Raw genomic sequence first — 17,769 nt, forward strand, 5'->3', positions numbered from 1 at the left:
GCCTTTATCTGATCTGACCGTTTCCTTTTACATACCACTTATTGGTCACCAAGTGTTGAAGGCCAATAGGCCCTCTTTGGTGCAATTTATCCGTGCTTATGGCCAATTCACCACCGAGTCCAAACTGCCCGCCATCCGTAAATCTAGAGGAGGCATTGTGATATACCGCCGCAGAATCCACGGACGTCATAAATTCCTCTGCTTTGTCTTCATTATTGGTGATGATGACGGCGGAGTGGCCTCCTCCATACGTATTTATGGTGTTCACTGCTTCATTCAAGTCGGGAACCTGGCCTATTAGTATTTTATAGTCCAAAAATTCCTCATACCAGACCTTTTCATCGTTCATTAACGATGTGCCTTCTAGGCCTTCCAATTTGGCATCCGTCAAAATTTCAACTTTATGCTTTTTCAAGGATTGGATGAGATGCTGTAAAAATTCTTGTTTTCTTGGTAGGTCCCTTGAAATAAGAACTTTGTCCAGGGCATTGCATGCCGATATTTTGGATGCTTTCCCATTGATGATAATGTCTAGCGCCATTTGCAAATCGGCGTCCGTATCCACATAAAGGAAATTGTTTCCCCTTCCGCTAACGATTACCGGACAGGTAGCGTGTTCCTTCACAAAAGCAATTAACCTTTCTCCGCCACGGGGAACGATCAAATCCAGTTTTTGCGACGGATTCTCTAGAAAGGCTTGGGTCTGTGTACGGTCAAACTGCAGGTACGTTACCCAATCTTGGGAGCAGTTATTTTCCTCCAGTGCCTTGTGCCAAAGGGCTACCAAAAAAAGATTACTGTTTAATGACTCCTTTCCGCCCTTTAATAAGATTTTGTTGCCCGATTTAAAAGCGATTCCCGCTGCCTCAATAGTCACATCCGGTCTGGATTCGTAGATAATCAAAATGGTCCCAAAAGGTGCCGTTTTATTACTGACTCTGATGCCATTTTCATGGGTGAAGGAGAAACGTTCAATACCCAGGGGGTCCGGTTCGTTGGCCAGTTTTTCCAAAGCCGAAATCATTCCCTCGATTTTTGATTTGTCCACTTTAAGTCGGTCTCCCATGGCCAAATCTGCTCCGTCATAACCATCCATGTCTTTTTTATTTGCCTCCAATAATGCCGATTTTTCCATGGCAATCAACCTTGCCATAGTAGTCAACACGGCATTGCGCACTTTTATGTCCAATTGCTTTTTCAATCTAATGCTGATTTAAGGGCCTTGAAAAATACATCAATATCTTGTTCGGTAATGTTCAGCGCTGGTAGTATCCGCAAGACATATTTATCCTTAGCTCCACCGGTGAACAAATGGTGCTCATAGATCATTTTTTTTCTAAGTGGACCTACCTCAAAATCAAATTCCAACCCCAACATCAATCCCCGTCCTTTAACTCTTTTTACTCGGGGTATTTCCTTTGCCTTTTCATTGAAGTACGCCCCTATTTTGGCTGCATTTTCCACTAATTTTTCTTCTTCGATAACTTCCAAAACGGCTATGGAAGCGGCACATGCCAAATGGTTTCCACCAAAAGTGGTACCCAAAAGACCATGACTCGCCTTAATATCTTCATGAATCAATATCCCTCCAACAGGGAAGCCATTCCCCATACCTTTCGCAATACTTATGATGTCAGGTTGAATTCCGTGATGTTGAAACCCAAAGAATTTTCCGGTTCTCCCGTATCCCGATTGTACCTCGTCCGCAATGAGAATCAAACTATTTTCCTTACATAAGGCCTCAATATCTTGATAAAATTGGGTCGACGGTTCGTCCAAACCACCAACTCCTTGTATGGCTTCTAGAATTACGGCGCAAACATCCCCTTTACTTAGCTCTCTTTTCAGACCTTCTGCATCACCCAAACTTAAAAAAGTAACCTGTTGTTGCTTATTAATGGGTGCATTTATCGCAGCATTGTCGGTTGCAGCGACTGCAGCCGAGGTTCTTCCGTGAAAGCTATTTTTAAAGGCAACAATCCTAGACTTTCCGGTTTCAAAAGATGCCATTTTTAAGGCATTCTCATTGGCTTCGGCCCCTGAATTGCACAAAAAGAGGTTGTAATCTTGGCAACCCGAAAGGGTGCCAAGTTTTTCCGCCAATTCCTCCTGCAGTGGATTTTGAACAGCGTTACTATAAAACCCAATTTTATCTAATTGATCCTTGAGTCGTTTTATGTAATGTGGATGGGAGTGACCTATGGATATCACGGCATGGCCTCCATAAAAATCCAAATACTCCTGGCCTTTATCATCGGTTACTACGATTCCCTTGGCGGAAACCGGGGTAACGTTGTACAATGGATATACGTCAAATAGTTTCATGTGTTCATCTTTTTTTGAACTCTGTTATCTTATCATAGGAAGCTACAATACCTTGTATTAGTGATGAGCTTAGTCCCTGGTGTTCCATTTCGTTCAATCCTTGTATGGTACAACCCATAGGGGTAGTGACCCTGTCTATTTCCTCCTCTGGATGATTGCCGGATTCTATCAATAATTTTGCTGCTCCGTTACAGGTATGCATGGCCAGTTCCTGGGCTTCTTTGGCATCGAACCCTAGCTGAATTGCTCCTTGTGTGGTAGCTCTGATCAAACGCATCCAAAAGGCGATGCCACTGGCGCAGATAACCGTAGCCGCTTGCATTTGTGCTTCGGGTATTTGCATGGAGTGTCCCATTCTATTGAAAATGGCCTTGGCCAGATCTATCCGTTTTTTACCTTTTTCATTGCTGCAGATACAGGTCATCGATTCCCCTACCGAGATAGCGGTGTTAGGCATACTTCTAATGATATATTTATCGGCACCAATAACGGCTTCTATCTTATTGATTTCAAAACCGGTAATGGTGGAAATGATTACATGGTTGTCATTCAACAGGTCCTTGATACTTTCTAGAATGTCCTTGAAATGACCTGGTTGAACCGCAAAAATCAAAATGTCAGACTTGGAAACGGCTTCCCTATTATCCGAGGTAACTGAGACATTTCCATATTTTTCGTATTCGGAAATGGATTGGGTATTTCTCTTGGTGAGGTACATACTTGTTGCACCATTGCTATTAAGTATTCCTTTAGCTATGGAAAGTCCTAAATTACCGGTTCCTATGATGGCTATTTTCATGTGGTTATTTTTTTTAATGACATCTAAAAAACACTTGCCTTCAGATTCAATCCTAGATTTTCCTCCAGCCCAAGAATCAAGTTCATGTTCTGCACCGCTTGTCCTGATGCGCCTTTTAATAAATTATCGATTGCCGATGTAATCAACAAGGTATCCTTATGCTTATGCAGGTGAATGTGACAGTTGTTCGTATTCACCACTTGTTTTAAGTGAAGTGGTTCTTCCGAAACATGGGTAAAAGCCGCATCGGCATAGAAGTTTTTATAAAGTTCCTTGGCCTCTTCCAATGACCCTGAATAATCCGTGTAGGCGGTGGCCAAAATCCCTCTAGTAAAATTGCCCCTATTCGGTAGGAAAAATAGTTCTCCCGTATTTTCCTGAAGGGAATGCAAACTCTCATTAATTTCTCCCAAGTGTTGGTGGGTAAAGGGTTTATACCAACTAACATTATTGTTTCTCCAGCTGAAATGTGAAGTATCCGACGGACTTACTCCTGCACCTGTGCTTCCGGTTACGGCATTTACATGAATGGTTCCGGATAATTGACCTGCCTTGGCAAGTGGCAACAATGCCAGTTGAATGGCAGTTGCAAAACAACCTGGATTGGCAATATATTGAGCATACTCTATTTCGGAACCATTCAGTTCGGGTAGACCATAGACAAATTGCTTTCCATTGAAATTAGCATCCGCCTGTAGCCTAAAATCGTTGCTTAAATCAATGATAATGGTTTTATCGGAAAAGGCATGGTCCAATAAAAACTTGGAGGAATTTCCATGTCCCAAACAAAGGAATACAACATCAACCTCTACGTTTACCTCACCTGTAAATTGTAACTCCGTTAGTCCTAAAAGGTCGGGATGTGCGGTCGACAAACCTTTTCCAGCCCTGGTTGTGGAATAGACAAAATCGATTTCCACCGCGGGGTGGTTCAACAATATTCGTATCAGTTCCCCGCCAGTATACCCCGAGCCTCCAATAATACCCGCTTTAATCATTGCCTTGATTTACGTGGTTGTATATTTTTCCTGCGTTGGACTGGATTTTGATAAAGCCCTTGGCTTCCTCTGCAGACCAACCTTTGTTCATTTCACCATAACTTCCAAATGAGGCATTCATTAGGTCATGTGGCGATGAGATGCCGTTCAATCTAAATTGAAAAGGGTATAGGCTTACAAAGACATCACCAGAAACCGTTTTTTGTGTATCGGCAAGAAATGCTTCGATATTGCGCATTACCGCATCCAGATAGTGGCCTTCATGCAAGAGCATGCCATAGAAGTTACCCTGTTGTTCTTTTTGAAATTGTTGCCATTTGGTCAAGGTATGCTTTTCCAATAAGTGGTGTGCCTTAAGAATGATCAATGCAGCAGCGGCTTCAAAACCGACCCTTCCCTTAATGCCTATTATGGTATCGCCCACGTGGATATCCCTTCCAATGGCGTATTTGGAGGCCATGGCTTCCAATTTTTCGATATTGTTTACGGGTTCGTCGGTAACACCGTCAATGGCAACGAGTTCCCCTTGTTTAAAGGTCAGTGTTACATCGGTTGGTGTTTTTTCTTCCAATTGACTTGGAAAGGCACTATCCGGTAGGGCTTTTTCAGACGTCAAGGTTTCCTCGCCCCCTACGGATGTTCCCCAAAGACCTCTGTTGATGCTGTACTTTGCTTTTTCCCAAGGGTAATCCACCCCGTTTTCCTGTAAATATTTGATTTCTACCTCACGGGCTAATTTATTATCCCTTATTGGGGTAATGATTTCAATTTCAGGGGCTATGATTTGAAAAATCATATCGAAACGAACTTGGTCGTTTCCGGCACCTGTACTGCCATGGGCAATATATTTGGCCCCGATTTTCTTGGCATGGTTAACGATTTCGATGGCCTGTACGATCCGCTCCGCACTTACGGAAAGCGGGTAGGTGTTGTTCTTGAGTACGTTCCCAAAAATGAGATACTTTACTACCTTGTCGTAAAAGGTCTGTACGGCATCGATGGACGTATAGGAACTAGCTCCCAATTGCAACGCCTTTTCTTCTATGGTTTTAATCTCCTCAGGAGAAAAACCACCGGTATTTACACTTACCGCATGTACTTCAAATCCTTTTTCCTTTGAAAGATATTTGGCGCAATAGGAGGTGTCCAAACCACCGCTGTATGCTAGTACTAATTTCATTCTTATTGTATTTAGTTCCCTGAAGAGGGAATTAGACTGTTATTATTTGTTTTCTTTTTTGAAGAACAAAGCTTCCTTGATACTTTTTAAGCGTTTAAAGGATTTGCTGTTGATTTCTTTTTTCTTTTTATTCTTTTCCTTTTGTTCCGGGTCATAGAGCATTCCGGTGCAGAGGCACATTTTACGTTCGGTACGGGTCAAAATATCAAAGTTTTTGCAGGTTTGGCATCCCTTCCAAAAATCGGGATCATCCGTTAGTTCGGAAAAGGTGACAGGTTGATACCCCAGTTCGTAATTGATTTTCATAACCGCCAGTCCCGTAGTAATCCCGAATATTTTGGCACCGGGAAATTTTTCCCTGCTCAATTCGAAAATTCTGGCCTTAATGGTCTTCGCAAGTCCTTGGCCTCTATAATCGGGATGAACGATTAATCCTGAGTTGGCCACGAACTTTTCATGTCCCCAAACCTCGATGTAACAAAAGCCTGCAAATTTTTCGCCGTCCAAGGCAATGATTGCATTACCGTTCGACAGTTTTTTTTGGATGTATTCAGGAGTGCGTTTGGCAATACCCGTTCCCCGGACCTTAGCGGATTCTGCTATGGTATCACAGATTATCTGTGCGTATTTAAAGTGTGATTCGTTAGCAACAACTAGCTTCATTGCTATTATAGTTTAAAAGAAATAAAAAATAAGATTTTGCTCGTGCGGAAATGGACTCACCTAATTCCATGAAATATATACAACCCTTACGGGCGACGACGGCGAGATACGAACGGACTGATGGGAGTAGTTATACTCGTAGAAATCGAAATGTAATGGTTCTCGTTCATTATGAAGTAAAAATACAAATTAAATCCTATCTATGTAAAAGTGGATATATTTTTTACAAAAACTTTACTTTTTGTTAGGATGTAAAAAAATCTCATAACCCATAAAACCGAGAACCACCGAATATTCCAAAGCCAATAAAAATAAGTTTTCCTTATTGTCCATTTGGGAGTAGGCAAAATAACTCAATACCACCATCCCTGTCCAAATTACAGGAAATTTGAAGGAATTAAAGGTGCCCAACAAAAGGATGGAAATGATATACCATGGATGAACCGTTGTGGATATCATATAATATAGGGTGATGATCCACATCATGGAAGTCATTAACTTCAAGAGGTCCTTATTGTTTCTCAGGAAAGTTAAAAGTATGGCCGTTACCAAGGTTATGTATGGAACAACCTTTCCATAATCCTTGATAAACTCCCAAGGTTTCTCATCCATGGATATGGCAATTTTCTTGGCGACGTTATATATTCCGGCATTAAATTCAAAATTTGAAAACCAAAGTCCCATCGTTTGGGAGTAATTCGAAATAAAATCCGGGTGATAAAAGGGAACGAACAATGCTAAAGAAGTTGCTCCAATGATAAAATAGAAGAATAGACTCTTTTTTAGACCTAAATGATTTAGGAACAAAGGCATAAAAAGAAGTGGCACTAATTTCACCGAAATGGAACAGGCCATTACCACTCCGGCCAGTTGCCATTTATCTTGGGAAAGTAAATAGAGCGACCAAACCAAAAAGAACAACATAATACCTTCAAAATGGAGGTTCCCCGTTAGTTCCACGATTACCAAAGGATTTAAAAAGTACCAGCAGATGAGGTGTGGGGAACGGTTTAGCTTTTTCAAAAGTTTTCTGCCGAAATAAAAAATACCTAAATCGGCCAATATGACGGAGACCCTCATGACCATAATGGAACCCATAATGCTTTTACCCCCCAAGAGGGCGGCCAAAGCAAAAACAAGTTGGTGGAGGGGTGGATAACTACTATAATGTTTCGCACTTAAAGTTCCCATTCCCTGATGCAATTCCTGAGCATTTGCAATGGGCAGTCCCAGATTTTCCATTAAGGCGTTTGGGGTTTCCAAATAAGGGTTTATGAAATTGACCACCAATTCTCCATCCCAAATAAACCGATAGAAATCCTGGGATAGATGAGGTTCCAAAGCAATAAATATCAATCTGGCGAGAATTCCTGTTATCAGGAGGAATCTGTAATTCCACTTTTCAAATTGGATGAGTTTCCAACAAAAAAAGAAAAGTGCCGCAAATAATGTAAAGAGTTTAAGGTAGTCCGTGCGCTCCAACTGATACGCCAAGGTATAGTAAAATATCAAGGAGAACAGCGCAAAAAGTAGAGGCAGTTTGTGGAGTTGAAGATACGTAGTTAACCTTTTTGGCACGTTGTTGTGTTGGGTTGTACAATCGCACGAATTTAACGGATTATTTCAACTCCTAAAATTTGTATCCCTCAAATACAAAAGAATCGATACCTTATTTAAACTCCGTTATATTCTCACCTAGGTCCAATACGGTTACATTTTTCATAAGTTTACTGAGCAAACTGCTTCCGGCAGCACTTCTATAGCCCCCTGCACAATGCACTACAATAGGTTTGTCTTGTGGTATTTCTTGGTATGTATTTCTTAGATCGTTTAAAGGATGAGCCAAGGCTTGCTCAAAAAACTTCCCGTCATTGATCTCACTTTGATTCCGTATATCAACAATGGTATAGTTTGATGGATTTTTTTTAAAATCTGGCAAATCCAAAATACTGCCTTCTTCCAACTGATGCGGCTCTAAAGTAAGTACTGATTTCAATTGCCCTTCGTAGCCTATTTTGGAAACCCTGTCCAAGATGGAATCCATTTCATAAGGGTTGTCAATTACAATATGAAAAGACTCTTTGGGCTCAACTATAGATCCGAGCAAGGTTTCAAATTTGTCTTTTTGCGAGTTGGCCTGTATGTTGATACTCCCTGGTACGTGTCCCTTTTTAAAATCCGCGGCATTTCTAATATCGATAATCAAGCCTTTTTCTATTGTATTTAACCTAAAAATGAAATCGGCATTCGCTTTTCTCACATTTTTTGCCCCTGCTTTGTTGATGTCCACGTTAAACCCAAAATAGGAAGGAATAAAGGGCTGGCTATCCAATAAATAGTTTACAAAATCCTCTTTGGTCTGTTTTTTAAATGCCCAATTGCCCATTCTCTCATTACCAAGGGTACTGCTCTTGTCAGAACTCAAATTTTTACCACATAGGGAGCCTGCTCCGTGGGCAGGGTAAACCAAGGCGTCATCCGGCAGCTCATTAAACTTGTTCTGAATGGTATGATACATCATTTCTGCCAATTCCTGGCGTTTTGCCTTCATGTTTCCGGCCTTTTCCCTGAGGTCCGGTCTTCCTACGTCTCCAATAAACAAAGTATCCCCGGTAAATAAGGCGGTTTGCTTCCCGCTTCTGGCCACTATGGTAATACTGTCCGGGGAATGCCCGGGAGTATTAATAGCCGACAAGGTCACCTTTCCTATCGAAATGGTATCTCCTTCATCAAAGGCTACGTGCGGATAATCCGCACCCAATTTTTCACTATTGTATATGGTAGCCCCTGTTTCTTCATGAATTTGAAGGTGGGAACTTATAAAGTCTGCATGTGGGTGGGTTTCAATAACCGCTACAATCTTTGCCTCATGTTCATAGGCGAGTTCGTAATATTGCATGGGGTCCCTTTCTGGGTCTATAATGGCCATTTCACCATCGCTAATTATGGCATAGGAATAATGGGCCAAAGGGGAGTACTCAAATTGTTTTATAATCATAAAATTAGTTTTTTAAAAAAGGCGCCTTTGGAAAAGACGCCTTTAGAAAATACATTTTTAATTTAAACTTTTTTTGGCAAGATACCAAGTTACCTTTTCCACCGAATCGTCTGCCAATCTTGCATTAAGTTCATCCAAGGATTTTGGTGGTGGAACAATTGCCTTATCCCCTTTTTTCCAGTCTAAGGGCATGGCGACACCGTGTTTGTCCGAAGTTTGTAATGCTTCCAATGCCCTTAAGATCTCATCCATGTTTCTACCTACATTCAAAGGGTAATACATGATGAGCCTGATTTTCTTTTTCGGGTCTATGAAAAAAACGGCCCTGACGGCAGCGGTCTCACTTTCGTTGGGCTGAAGCATGCCATATAGTTTGGAAACCTTCATATCTAAGTCCGCAATAATGGGAAAATCAAAATACACACCGGTGTTTTCCCTAACATTCTGTACCCAACCCAAATGGGCATGAATACTATCTATACTCAACCCTAATAACTCGGTGTTTAAAGCATCAAATTCACTTTTTCTAGTAGCGAATCCGCTCATTTCTGTGGTACAGACCGGAGTAAAATCCGCAGGGTGTGAAAACATGACCACCCATTTATCTTTGGCAAAATCCGAGAATTTTATTTTTCCTTTGGTCGTGTTGGCCACAAAATCCGGGGCAATGTCCCCAATTCTTGGCATCATCGTTGGCTTTTCTTTTAGCTCAGCTACATTTTCCATAATATTGATTTTATTTATTGAATTATTAATTTTCAATAAAAATAAACTATGAAAAAGAGCTAGGGTGTAACCCTAGTTACATAAAACCCAAATTAACTATTGTTTAACCCTATTCCCGAAGTGTTAAGGGATTATAGAGGGAAATATATGTCTAAAACATTTTTAATCTGAAATCAGCTGGGCAGTTCCCCTGCCTTCAATTTGTTTCTGAGATAGGCATAGCTGTCGCCAATATGGTCGAAAATGTCTTCAGGAGGTATTAAATTCGGAATAATATCCACGGCTTCCAGCATATCTTTAGGCTGCTCTTTCAAGCCTACCAGAATCACCTCTATATTCTCTTTTTCAAGGTCAAAGATTACATCCTCCAAGGCATACAGGCCCGTTTGGTCCATGTAAGGCACCCTATCCATACGGATAATAACAGCTTTTACATCTTTTGAAAGTGTTTTGATTTGGTCTTTAAAATAGGAAGTAAAACCAAAGAACAAGGGGCCATATAAATGTTTTACGATAACCTTGTCCTTATACTTATCGTAGAATTGAATCTCGTCCTGCCAAGGTTTCTCTCCATCGATTTCAGAAATATTTCCCACTTCCAATCCTTTTTCTCCGATGTCGCCGGATTTTTTCATGAATAGCAAACATGCCAGGGCAATCCCAATCCCCACAGCATGGATCAAACTTCCAAATGTGGTTACCAATAACACCAATAAAAGTACAACGGCATCTGCCTTAGGTACTTTTCGTAGATGTTTAAGCCCCTTGAAATCGATTATTTTAAAGCCAATGGGAATCAACAATCCGGCCAAAACACACAGCGGAATATGAGCGGCCAGTTGTCCAAGACCCAATAAAACGGCCAAAAGGAAAAGACCATGGAATATGCCCGATAAACGCGTTCTGCCTCCGGCATTGATATTGACCACCGTTCCCTTTGTGGCACCTGCACCGGGAATACCTCCAATAGCTGCTGCCAACATATTCCCTATGCCTTGCCCGATAAGTTCCCTATTGCTATTGTGCTTGGTCTTGGTCATATTGTCCGCAATGACGGATGTCAATAGGGAATCGATACTTCCCAATACGGCCAATACCAAAGCATATTCGATGATTTTGGGATAGACACTAGGATCTACGCTTAGAATTCCACCGAGTTGTAAAGCGGGCAATCCGGACGGAATCTCACCAATCAAGGGAACGTCCATTTTGGTAAAATAAGCAATCAAAGTTGCTACGATCAAGGCTACCAGAGCACTGGGAACGGCCTTGGTGATTTTGGGAAAAATGAAATAGACCGCAATGGTTACGGCCCCCAGTAGTAGGGCTTGTAGATTGATTTCCGAAGCTATCCTTGGTACGTCCTTCAACACAGCAACCGTAGACTTTGCGGAGTCCATGCCCAAAAAAGGAAAAATTTGCAAGATGATGATTATAAGGCCCACACCGCTCATAAAACCTGAGATAACGGGATAGGGAAAATATTTAACATAGCCTGCAATATTCAAAAAACCAAATACCACCTGAAATGCTCCGCCCAATAGAAAGGTTAATACTATTATGTTCATAGCGCCCTCCGAACCGGAATTCATTTGCATAGCGGTAGCAACTAAGGCCGCCGATACCACAGTCATTGGACCGGTTGGACCACTGGCTTGGGTTTCCGTTCCTCCGAACATGGCCGCAAAAATGCCAACTGCGATTGCTCCATATAAACCTGCCGTTGCGCCCAAACCAGATTGTACACCGAAAGCGAGGGCCAATGGGAGAGCTACAACTCCAGCAACCAAGCCACCGGTAAAATCTCCTTTTATGTGTTTAAAATTGAAGAATTTATTGCGCATAGTGTTTCTTTTTATGTTTTATCAAACGGTATCCTATGAAAAGGTAGTCTCCAAAATATTTACACTAGTAAGATACCGAATCTGTCGGTTTTTTTGATAAAAATCGATTTAGGGCTAGGATATGAAATATCACCTGTTTCAAAAAATTCTCTTTGGGTGATTATTCCAATTTGGATACTTTAACCGTCCAGACATAGTCGCTTGGTGGATTCTTTCTGACGGAGTTAGGAATATTTACCACAAAGCCATCCTCTTTAGCGGTCCATTTCAAAGGTGTATTATACCCTAAAAGCGATACGGTACTCCCTTTCGCCGGTTGGTGTGAGTTTATGGTAATCGTTGATGGCATTTGGGTTTCATCTTCTTCAACTAAATACAGGAAATACGTGTTTCCATTATCTTGTTGGGTAATACAAATGTTATTCTCTTTGTAGGGTGCTAGCGTATGACTGTTATAAATAGCCTCACTGTTGACATCCATCCATTTTCCATATTCCTGTAGCAGCTGATAGGCTCCCGGGTCCCATTCCCCTTCCGGAGATGGGGCTATATTCAATAGAAGATTTCCGCCTTTGGCAACGATATCTACCAACATCTGTACCCCCTCTTTACCGGAGATATATTTTGAATCGGGCGTATAGGACCATCCGTCCCCGGAAATGATACAGGATTCCCAAGGGTAGGGTAGTTCCTTTTCCGGTACTCTATTCTCCGGAGTAAGGTAGTTCTGGTTTTTACCGTAAACGGCGCGATCCACGACAATAAGTCCAGGTTGCTTTTCCCGGGCTTTGGTAACCAGTTCGTCCATGCGGATATCTTGGGAAACCATTCTATGTTTTATAAATCCGTTCCCAGAGGTGTTTTCGGCAAATTTCTCTGCATAGTTTTCCTCCAGGTTCTGTTGGTCGCGCTTTTTTACCCAACCCCCATCGAGCCAAATGATATCGACATCGCCATAATCCGTTAAAAGCTCCAATAATTGATTATGGGTAAACTGTACATATTTTTCCCACTTTTCGGGATACAGCGCTGGGTCATAATTTACGTTTCTATCCTGTGGCGGAAAATAGGGGTCCCAGTAATTTTCATGGTGCCAGTCCGGTTTGGAGAAATAGGCCCCAACCCACATATCCTTGGCCCTAAAGGAATCGAAAATTTCCTTAGTAATGTTGGCCTTAGGGTTATCACTAAAGGCACATTCTGGGTCGGTGACTTTATAATCGGTGTATTTGGAATCGAACATGGAAAAACCATCATGGTGTTTTGTGGTGAAAACGACATATCGCATCCCAGCTGCTTTTGCAGCATCCGCCCATTTGTCCGGATCAAATTTTACGGGATTAAAGGTCTTTTTCAGGTCTTCATATTCTTTTTTATACAAGAAATAATTTTCTGGGTGACTTCCCTTGGTCCGTTCGCACCAACCATAATCCTCCGGACAAATGGACCATGATTCTACAATGCCCCATTGGCTGTAAGCCCCCCAATGCATGAGCAATCCGAACTTAATATCCTGCCATTGATCCAGTTTTTCCAGGACCAAAGGGTCCGTTTCGGGCACATAGCGTTCATCTTCCAAAATGGCTTGGGAGAAGGAATGCATGGAACATAAAAGAAATGAGTAGAGGACTAATTTTTTCAGGGTTGTATTCATGGGTAATTGCGTTAAGACCAAAAATTGGATTATCGGTTAAATAAGCTGAAATATAACAAATCTGAATTTGAGTTTTTAACGGAATGAAGGTCTAATTGTACGGTGAGTATTCTTTCACGCTATGATAGAGGTAAAATCAAGATAAAAACCTACGAAATAGGTTTTTGTGCGGCTCTTCTTTTCATTGCCGGATTTTTACTTAAAGACCTTATCACTCGGTCGTTGGTGAATTTCGGAAGTTAAAGGCGATTACTTCTATGCTGATAACTATACCTAGTTTTTGTTCTTTAAAAGAAGAATTTATTCTTACCGATTTAAAGTAGAGGTCACGTATACTGAGAATGAACCACTTTTAAGATGGAACATCAACTTTACCAGTGAATACGAAACGAAATGGGACCATTTTTGATGGCCCCTTCACTGTATTGTTTATTCTTAAAAGTTCTCCTAAAATGGGAAAATGACTAGTCTCACTAATCCAAAGGTCGGATAAAATTCATCAATTCCCGATCATGGTTGTGAACAATACGGCATTCCGTGTCAAAATACATTGTAGCTCCATTTTCTTCGGTGTATGGCTCCCATTTGGGAAGTACGCCTTCCACATTGGGATCTGCCTTTTTTACAAAATTGATCCATGCAGAACTCATCTTGTCAGCGAGCTCCCAAGCATCTTCTCCATTGCCCGTCCAGTCTGCCCTAAGATCAACGGTATTGAACGCCAAAGGGATATCCAAACCATGAAACGAACCTTTGGAAGCTTCCTCAACGGGGCTTTTCCAGGCGAGTAAGTAGGCGTAGACTGGAGCATCCGATTCTTCAGCTCTTGCATCCGCGGTACGAATGGTATAAGGTCTAAACATTTTATCAATAGACAAAAGGTCCTGAGGGGTATAATCCGGATACGCTTTTTCGTATAGCGCCACATATTCATCGGTTTTAGCTCCGTATTCCTTGGCTAGACTGTCTTTGGCCTGTTCTAAGGTCAAGGTCTTATTTCCGTAAGCGACAGGCATAAGCTCATTCAATGTTGAACCGATCATTACGGGAATATCTTTTGAAATATCGGCAAAACCTGGACTAAAAGGCTGCTGGAGCAATATCTCGCCGTCAGCAGAGGGCGCAAAACCAAACATTCCTGATGAACCCGGAGTTCTGGGGCCAGAAATTTCGGCTACAGCTTCATTTCCTGCTTTTACAAGATCGGGATAGGCAATGGTATCCAGTTTTTTAATGTCTTCCGGGTCAACGTTCAATTTCTCTAATACGGTTGCGGCCAATTTCTGTGACTTCTCTTTGGTCATAGCGTTTATCAACGTACCACTTTGTATAATGGCCTTGTTGAACAATCCTTTCGCCGCAGGCATACACATTAAGGTACCTACTTTTCCACCGCCCCCAGATTCACCTACTATAGTCACATTTGCAGGGTCACCCCCGAAGTTTGCAATATTGTTTTTAGTCCATTCCAAAGCTTTCACGATGTCCAGCATCCCTACGTTTGCTGATTCTGCATATTCCTCTCCATACTTGGAAAGATCAAGAAATCCTAGAATGTTTAATCTATGATTGACCGAAACCATGACAATATCTCCTTTTTTGGCCAACGCTTCTCCATAGGTCATAGGGTCGTTACTGGCACCCACAAAGAAGCCACCTCCGTGTAACCAAACCAAAACCGGACGTTTTTTACCGTCGTTTATTCCGCGGGTCCAGACATTCAAGCTAAACAGGTCGGTCTCGCTCTGCATCTCATCAGGATACCAGGGCACCACTTGTCTGGCTACAGGCCCAAAATCGGTACATTCGCGAACATCATCCCAAGCTTCGGGATCCTTGGGAGGCATAAATCGTTCGGCCTTGGCATAGGGAATTCCTTTGTAGGCATAAACGCTATCATTTAAGGTGCCTGTTATTTTACCATTAGTGGTTTCAATTTCTAGGTCTACCTCTTTATTTGGTTCCGGGTCGGTTTTACAAGCGGTAAAACTTATCCCTGCAACAAAAAGTAGTACGATAAAAGCCCTTATTTTTGGTTTCATATGGGTTCAGTGTTTAAATTTTATTAGTGTTAAATTTACACTAAAAATTTATTCTACCACAAATATTGTTCTATTGCCTGTATTTTTTAGTTATTGTTTCTTCTTTTGAAAGGTAATGGGATAGACCTTCAAAACTTCTTTTTGCATCAGATTGTTTATTTTGAAGGTGGTGTTAATACTTCCACTTTGCATCATTTTCCTCAACGTCCTGCACTCTGTATTTGGCAATCTTACGTATGAGCTCTTTAGGTAATGGTTTGGCATAGGTAAATTGAATAGAGTCTTTTTTTACGGTATAACCGGATAGTTCTTTTTCAAAGGGCTTTAACGCAGGTCCGGTGGGAATGAAACTTACATGGGATTTGTGTGCGGAATAGGCATAGAGTATCGTTTTAGATTCAAATACCGGTTTCCCCCATTTTAATGTTTCGGTTGCACTGGGGGAGACATCGCGTAAAAGAGAACGCAGTTCCTTTAATTTTTCCTGTGCGGCTTCAGGTGCATCTTCAATATATTCCTCCACAGTTTTCGGTTTCATGATTAGAACGTTTAAAAGGTTGTTTTAATGTCGTATAGAAATTGGTGTAAAATCCTCGCAAGTACATGTTCAACGAACTTTGCAGAATACCAAAATTGGAAAAAATTTCTTTAATTTTTGATTGTTATGGATTCCATTTTGGGAATCGGACCGCAATTAATTATACAATTTGTTGTGCTTAGTGTTTTATTTTCCTGGGTTGTGATTTCGTCCAGTTTCAAATCCGCAATATGCCAACAAAATGAGAAGTGCGATTTGTAAACCAAGAAAAATTATTGAAAAAATGCGCATTACTTGTCCTACTGGATTCTTTTCCTGCACAAATGTTTTATTATCAGACGGCACACTGAAAAAGTCCAATATTCCAATAGTTTTTCCAAGAACTAGAATGAAAGCTACAGTAACCATCATTAGAATTAGATTAGCCGTGATGTTTTTAAATTTCCGTCTAATTGTTCGCAATAGATAGACTACAAAGAATGTGAAAACAAAAATTAAAGCAACAAAATGAAAATTTGCAATTATAAAATAAGTGTCGTGGATATTTATTTCCAGAGTAGAGTCCGTTTTAAATCCATCCAATCCAAGAATGGCGAATATTAGAAATATAAAAAGTCCTATGGTTCCAATTAACCAATATATTTCTTTTCTATTCAAATTTTGAATGTGATTTGATTCTTCAACGTTAAGCACAACGAACCGCAACGAAATAAGGCCTTGTTAATGCTTGTTAGTCTTAAATTTAAAGATTATGTAGCAATGAATTATAGCCGGTGTTGACAATAATTAAAATTCAACAAATTTTTTCATCATTTGATTTAAAGACTCTGTTTCTCTTAGTAGGTCATATAGACAGAATTTGCATAGAACATAGTCATCGTTAACCAAATTGAACAAATCAGACTTATACAATTGATTTGTTTTATTGCATTTTTTACATTTTACCTTAAGTTTTCTTGAGAGGCTTGTAAGACCCGTTTTTCCTTTCTCGGACCTTTCGTCATGTTGTTCGTGCAATAACATTTGGCCAATTATTCTAAGAAACTTTCTTTCAATGCCTTTCTTTTTCGTTATCATTTTATTTTTTAAAAGATAGGTGTCAACTACTTCGGTTGAATAGTATAGAATGAAGGGTAAAAAGTAGTAGAAATAATCCAGCTGAGAAAGCCATTCATGTTCTCCAGAAAAAATTAGATTGAGATTATTTTTTTCGGTTTTGTATGATGGATTTCTAGTGGTTACTAAATGAGTGGCTATATTCGAATATGCATAAAGGCTATTTGGATTGTTCTTATCCCAGCGCAATTCATTAATAAAGTCGGATGATAGAAAAGAATTTGGCCTAATTGAATCTATGCAGTTTTCAATTAGTTCTTTTTTCCTTTCGGTTTTAACTTTTCCAGGATCGAATTTATTTGCTTCTGATTCAAATCTTCTTAAGAAATCACTTTCATCCACTAATAATTGCTCAATGATTAAAAGGTTCTCTAAAAATGGCTTTCTCAATAAACTTATTGCAACGGTGAGTTTAATTTTTTTTGCACTATTTAGAGCTTGATATATGAAATGACAACTGTCCGAAATAAGACCAGACATTAAATTTTTACTAATTATTTCGTCTACTTCTTTTTTATAACCCTTTTCAAGTAGCCATTCAATTATGTCTACATTTTCTGAATCAGGTCGTTCATTACTTAAGTCAAAATCTATTCTAACTTTAAATTTTCTCTGGATTGTAGCATCTTTTAATATCCAAACAAGGTCATCATATAATCTAGTACAGACGTTATGTGAAAAATGAAACCCCTCCGGGAGATAGACGTCATCATTAGGGTAAATAAATAGTATGTCGTTCAAAGTTTCAATTAATTATTGCCAACGGTCTGGCTATGCGCAGTGCGGAAATAGAAAGCTCTTCACTGTCAGCTTGCCGATATGTATGTTAATACTCTTTTACTTTCAATTTAGCACAAAACCCCGCATTGTGTATAGGTTTTGTTAG

The 17,769-nt window shown here is 40.4% G+C and carries 15 protein-coding genes; all 15 read right to left on the bottom strand.

All coding sequences use genetic code 11. From position 1 onward, the window contains the following. Positions 1 to 4 precede the first annotated feature (4 nt). Positions 5 to 1,153, bottom strand: a complete 1,149-nt coding sequence (locus CJ263_RS10515; RefSeq protein WP_229702418.1) for a glutamate-5-semialdehyde dehydrogenase — start codon at positions 1,151 to 1,153, stop codon at positions 5 to 7. Positions 1,154 to 1,197: 44 nt separating this feature from the next. After that, positions 1,198 to 2,325, bottom strand: coding sequence for an aspartate aminotransferase family protein (locus CJ263_RS10520; protein ID WP_094997227.1), 1,128 nt, complete (start codon positions 2,323 to 2,325; stop codon positions 1,198 to 1,200). Positions 2,326 to 2,329: 4 nt separating this feature from the next. Further along, complete coding sequence (gene proC, locus CJ263_RS10525; RefSeq protein ID WP_094997228.1) at positions 2,330 to 3,124, bottom strand: pyrroline-5-carboxylate reductase; 795 nt, start codon at positions 3,122 to 3,124, stop codon at positions 2,330 to 2,332. Between the two features lie 23 nt (positions 3,125 to 3,147). Beyond that, positions 3,148 to 4,122 carry an N-acetyl-gamma-glutamyl-phosphate reductase gene (gene argC / locus CJ263_RS10530; RefSeq protein WP_094997229.1) on the bottom strand — a complete coding sequence of 325 codons (975 nt, stop codon included), beginning with the start codon at positions 4,120 to 4,122 and terminating at the stop codon, positions 3,148 to 3,150. After that, entirely contained in the window at positions 4,115 to 5,302 is a 1,188-nt protein-coding gene (gene argG / locus CJ263_RS10535; RefSeq protein ID WP_094997230.1) for an argininosuccinate synthase, read from the bottom strand. Before argG ends, argC begins: the two co-directional genes overlap by 8 nt. A gap of 42 nt (positions 5,303 to 5,344) precedes the next feature. Beyond that, a complete protein-coding gene (locus tag CJ263_RS10540; protein ID WP_094997231.1) occupies positions 5,345 to 5,965 on the bottom strand; it encodes a GNAT family N-acetyltransferase in 621 nt (206 codons plus the stop codon). 234 nt (positions 5,966 to 6,199) lie between these two features. Then, on the bottom strand, positions 6,200 to 7,543 hold the full coding sequence (locus CJ263_RS10545) for a glycosyltransferase 87 family protein (protein WP_094997232.1): 1,344 nt from the start codon (positions 7,541 to 7,543) through the stop codon (positions 6,200 to 6,202). A 91-nt stretch (positions 7,544 to 7,634) separates the two neighbouring features. Beyond that, entirely contained in the window at positions 7,635 to 8,963 is a 1,329-nt protein-coding gene (locus CJ263_RS10550; protein ID WP_094997233.1) for an MBL fold metallo-hydrolase, read from the bottom strand. Between the two features lie 57 nt (positions 8,964 to 9,020). Then, a complete protein-coding gene (locus CJ263_RS10555) occupies positions 9,021 to 9,689 on the bottom strand; it encodes a peroxiredoxin (protein WP_188669445.1) in 669 nt (222 codons plus the stop codon). Between the two features lie 173 nt (positions 9,690 to 9,862). Continuing rightward, a complete protein-coding gene (locus tag CJ263_RS10560; protein WP_094997234.1) occupies positions 9,863 to 11,533 on the bottom strand; it encodes a SulP family inorganic anion transporter in 1,671 nt (556 codons plus the stop codon). A gap of 160 nt (positions 11,534 to 11,693) precedes the next feature. Continuing rightward, positions 11,694 to 13,187, bottom strand: a complete 1,494-nt coding sequence (locus tag CJ263_RS10565) for an alpha-L-fucosidase (protein ID WP_094997235.1) — start codon at positions 13,185 to 13,187, stop codon at positions 11,694 to 11,696. A 473-nt stretch (positions 13,188 to 13,660) separates the two neighbouring features. After that, positions 13,661 to 15,229: a carboxylesterase/lipase family protein gene (locus CJ263_RS10570; protein WP_094997236.1), complete on the bottom strand. Its 1,569-nt coding sequence runs from the start codon at positions 15,227 to 15,229 to the stop codon at positions 13,661 to 13,663. A gap of 172 nt (positions 15,230 to 15,401) precedes the next feature. Then, positions 15,402 to 15,767 carry an iron chaperone gene (locus CJ263_RS10575; RefSeq protein ID WP_094997237.1) on the bottom strand — a complete coding sequence of 122 codons (366 nt, stop codon included), beginning with the start codon at positions 15,765 to 15,767 and terminating at the stop codon, positions 15,402 to 15,404. Positions 15,768 to 15,953: 186 nt separating this feature from the next. Beyond that, positions 15,954 to 16,424, bottom strand: a complete 471-nt coding sequence (locus tag CJ263_RS10580; RefSeq protein ID WP_158657128.1) for a hypothetical protein — start codon at positions 16,422 to 16,424, stop codon at positions 15,954 to 15,956. A gap of 129 nt (positions 16,425 to 16,553) precedes the next feature. Further along, positions 16,554 to 17,624: a hypothetical protein gene (locus CJ263_RS10585; RefSeq protein ID WP_094997239.1), complete on the bottom strand. Its 1,071-nt coding sequence runs from the start codon at positions 17,622 to 17,624 to the stop codon at positions 16,554 to 16,556. Between the last annotated feature and the right edge of the window lie 145 nt (positions 17,625 to 17,769).

Origin of the sequence: Maribacter cobaltidurans, from assembly GCF_002269385.1 — a bacterium.
GTDB classification, from domain to species: Bacteria; Bacteroidota; Bacteroidia; order Flavobacteriales; family Flavobacteriaceae; genus Maribacter; species Maribacter cobaltidurans.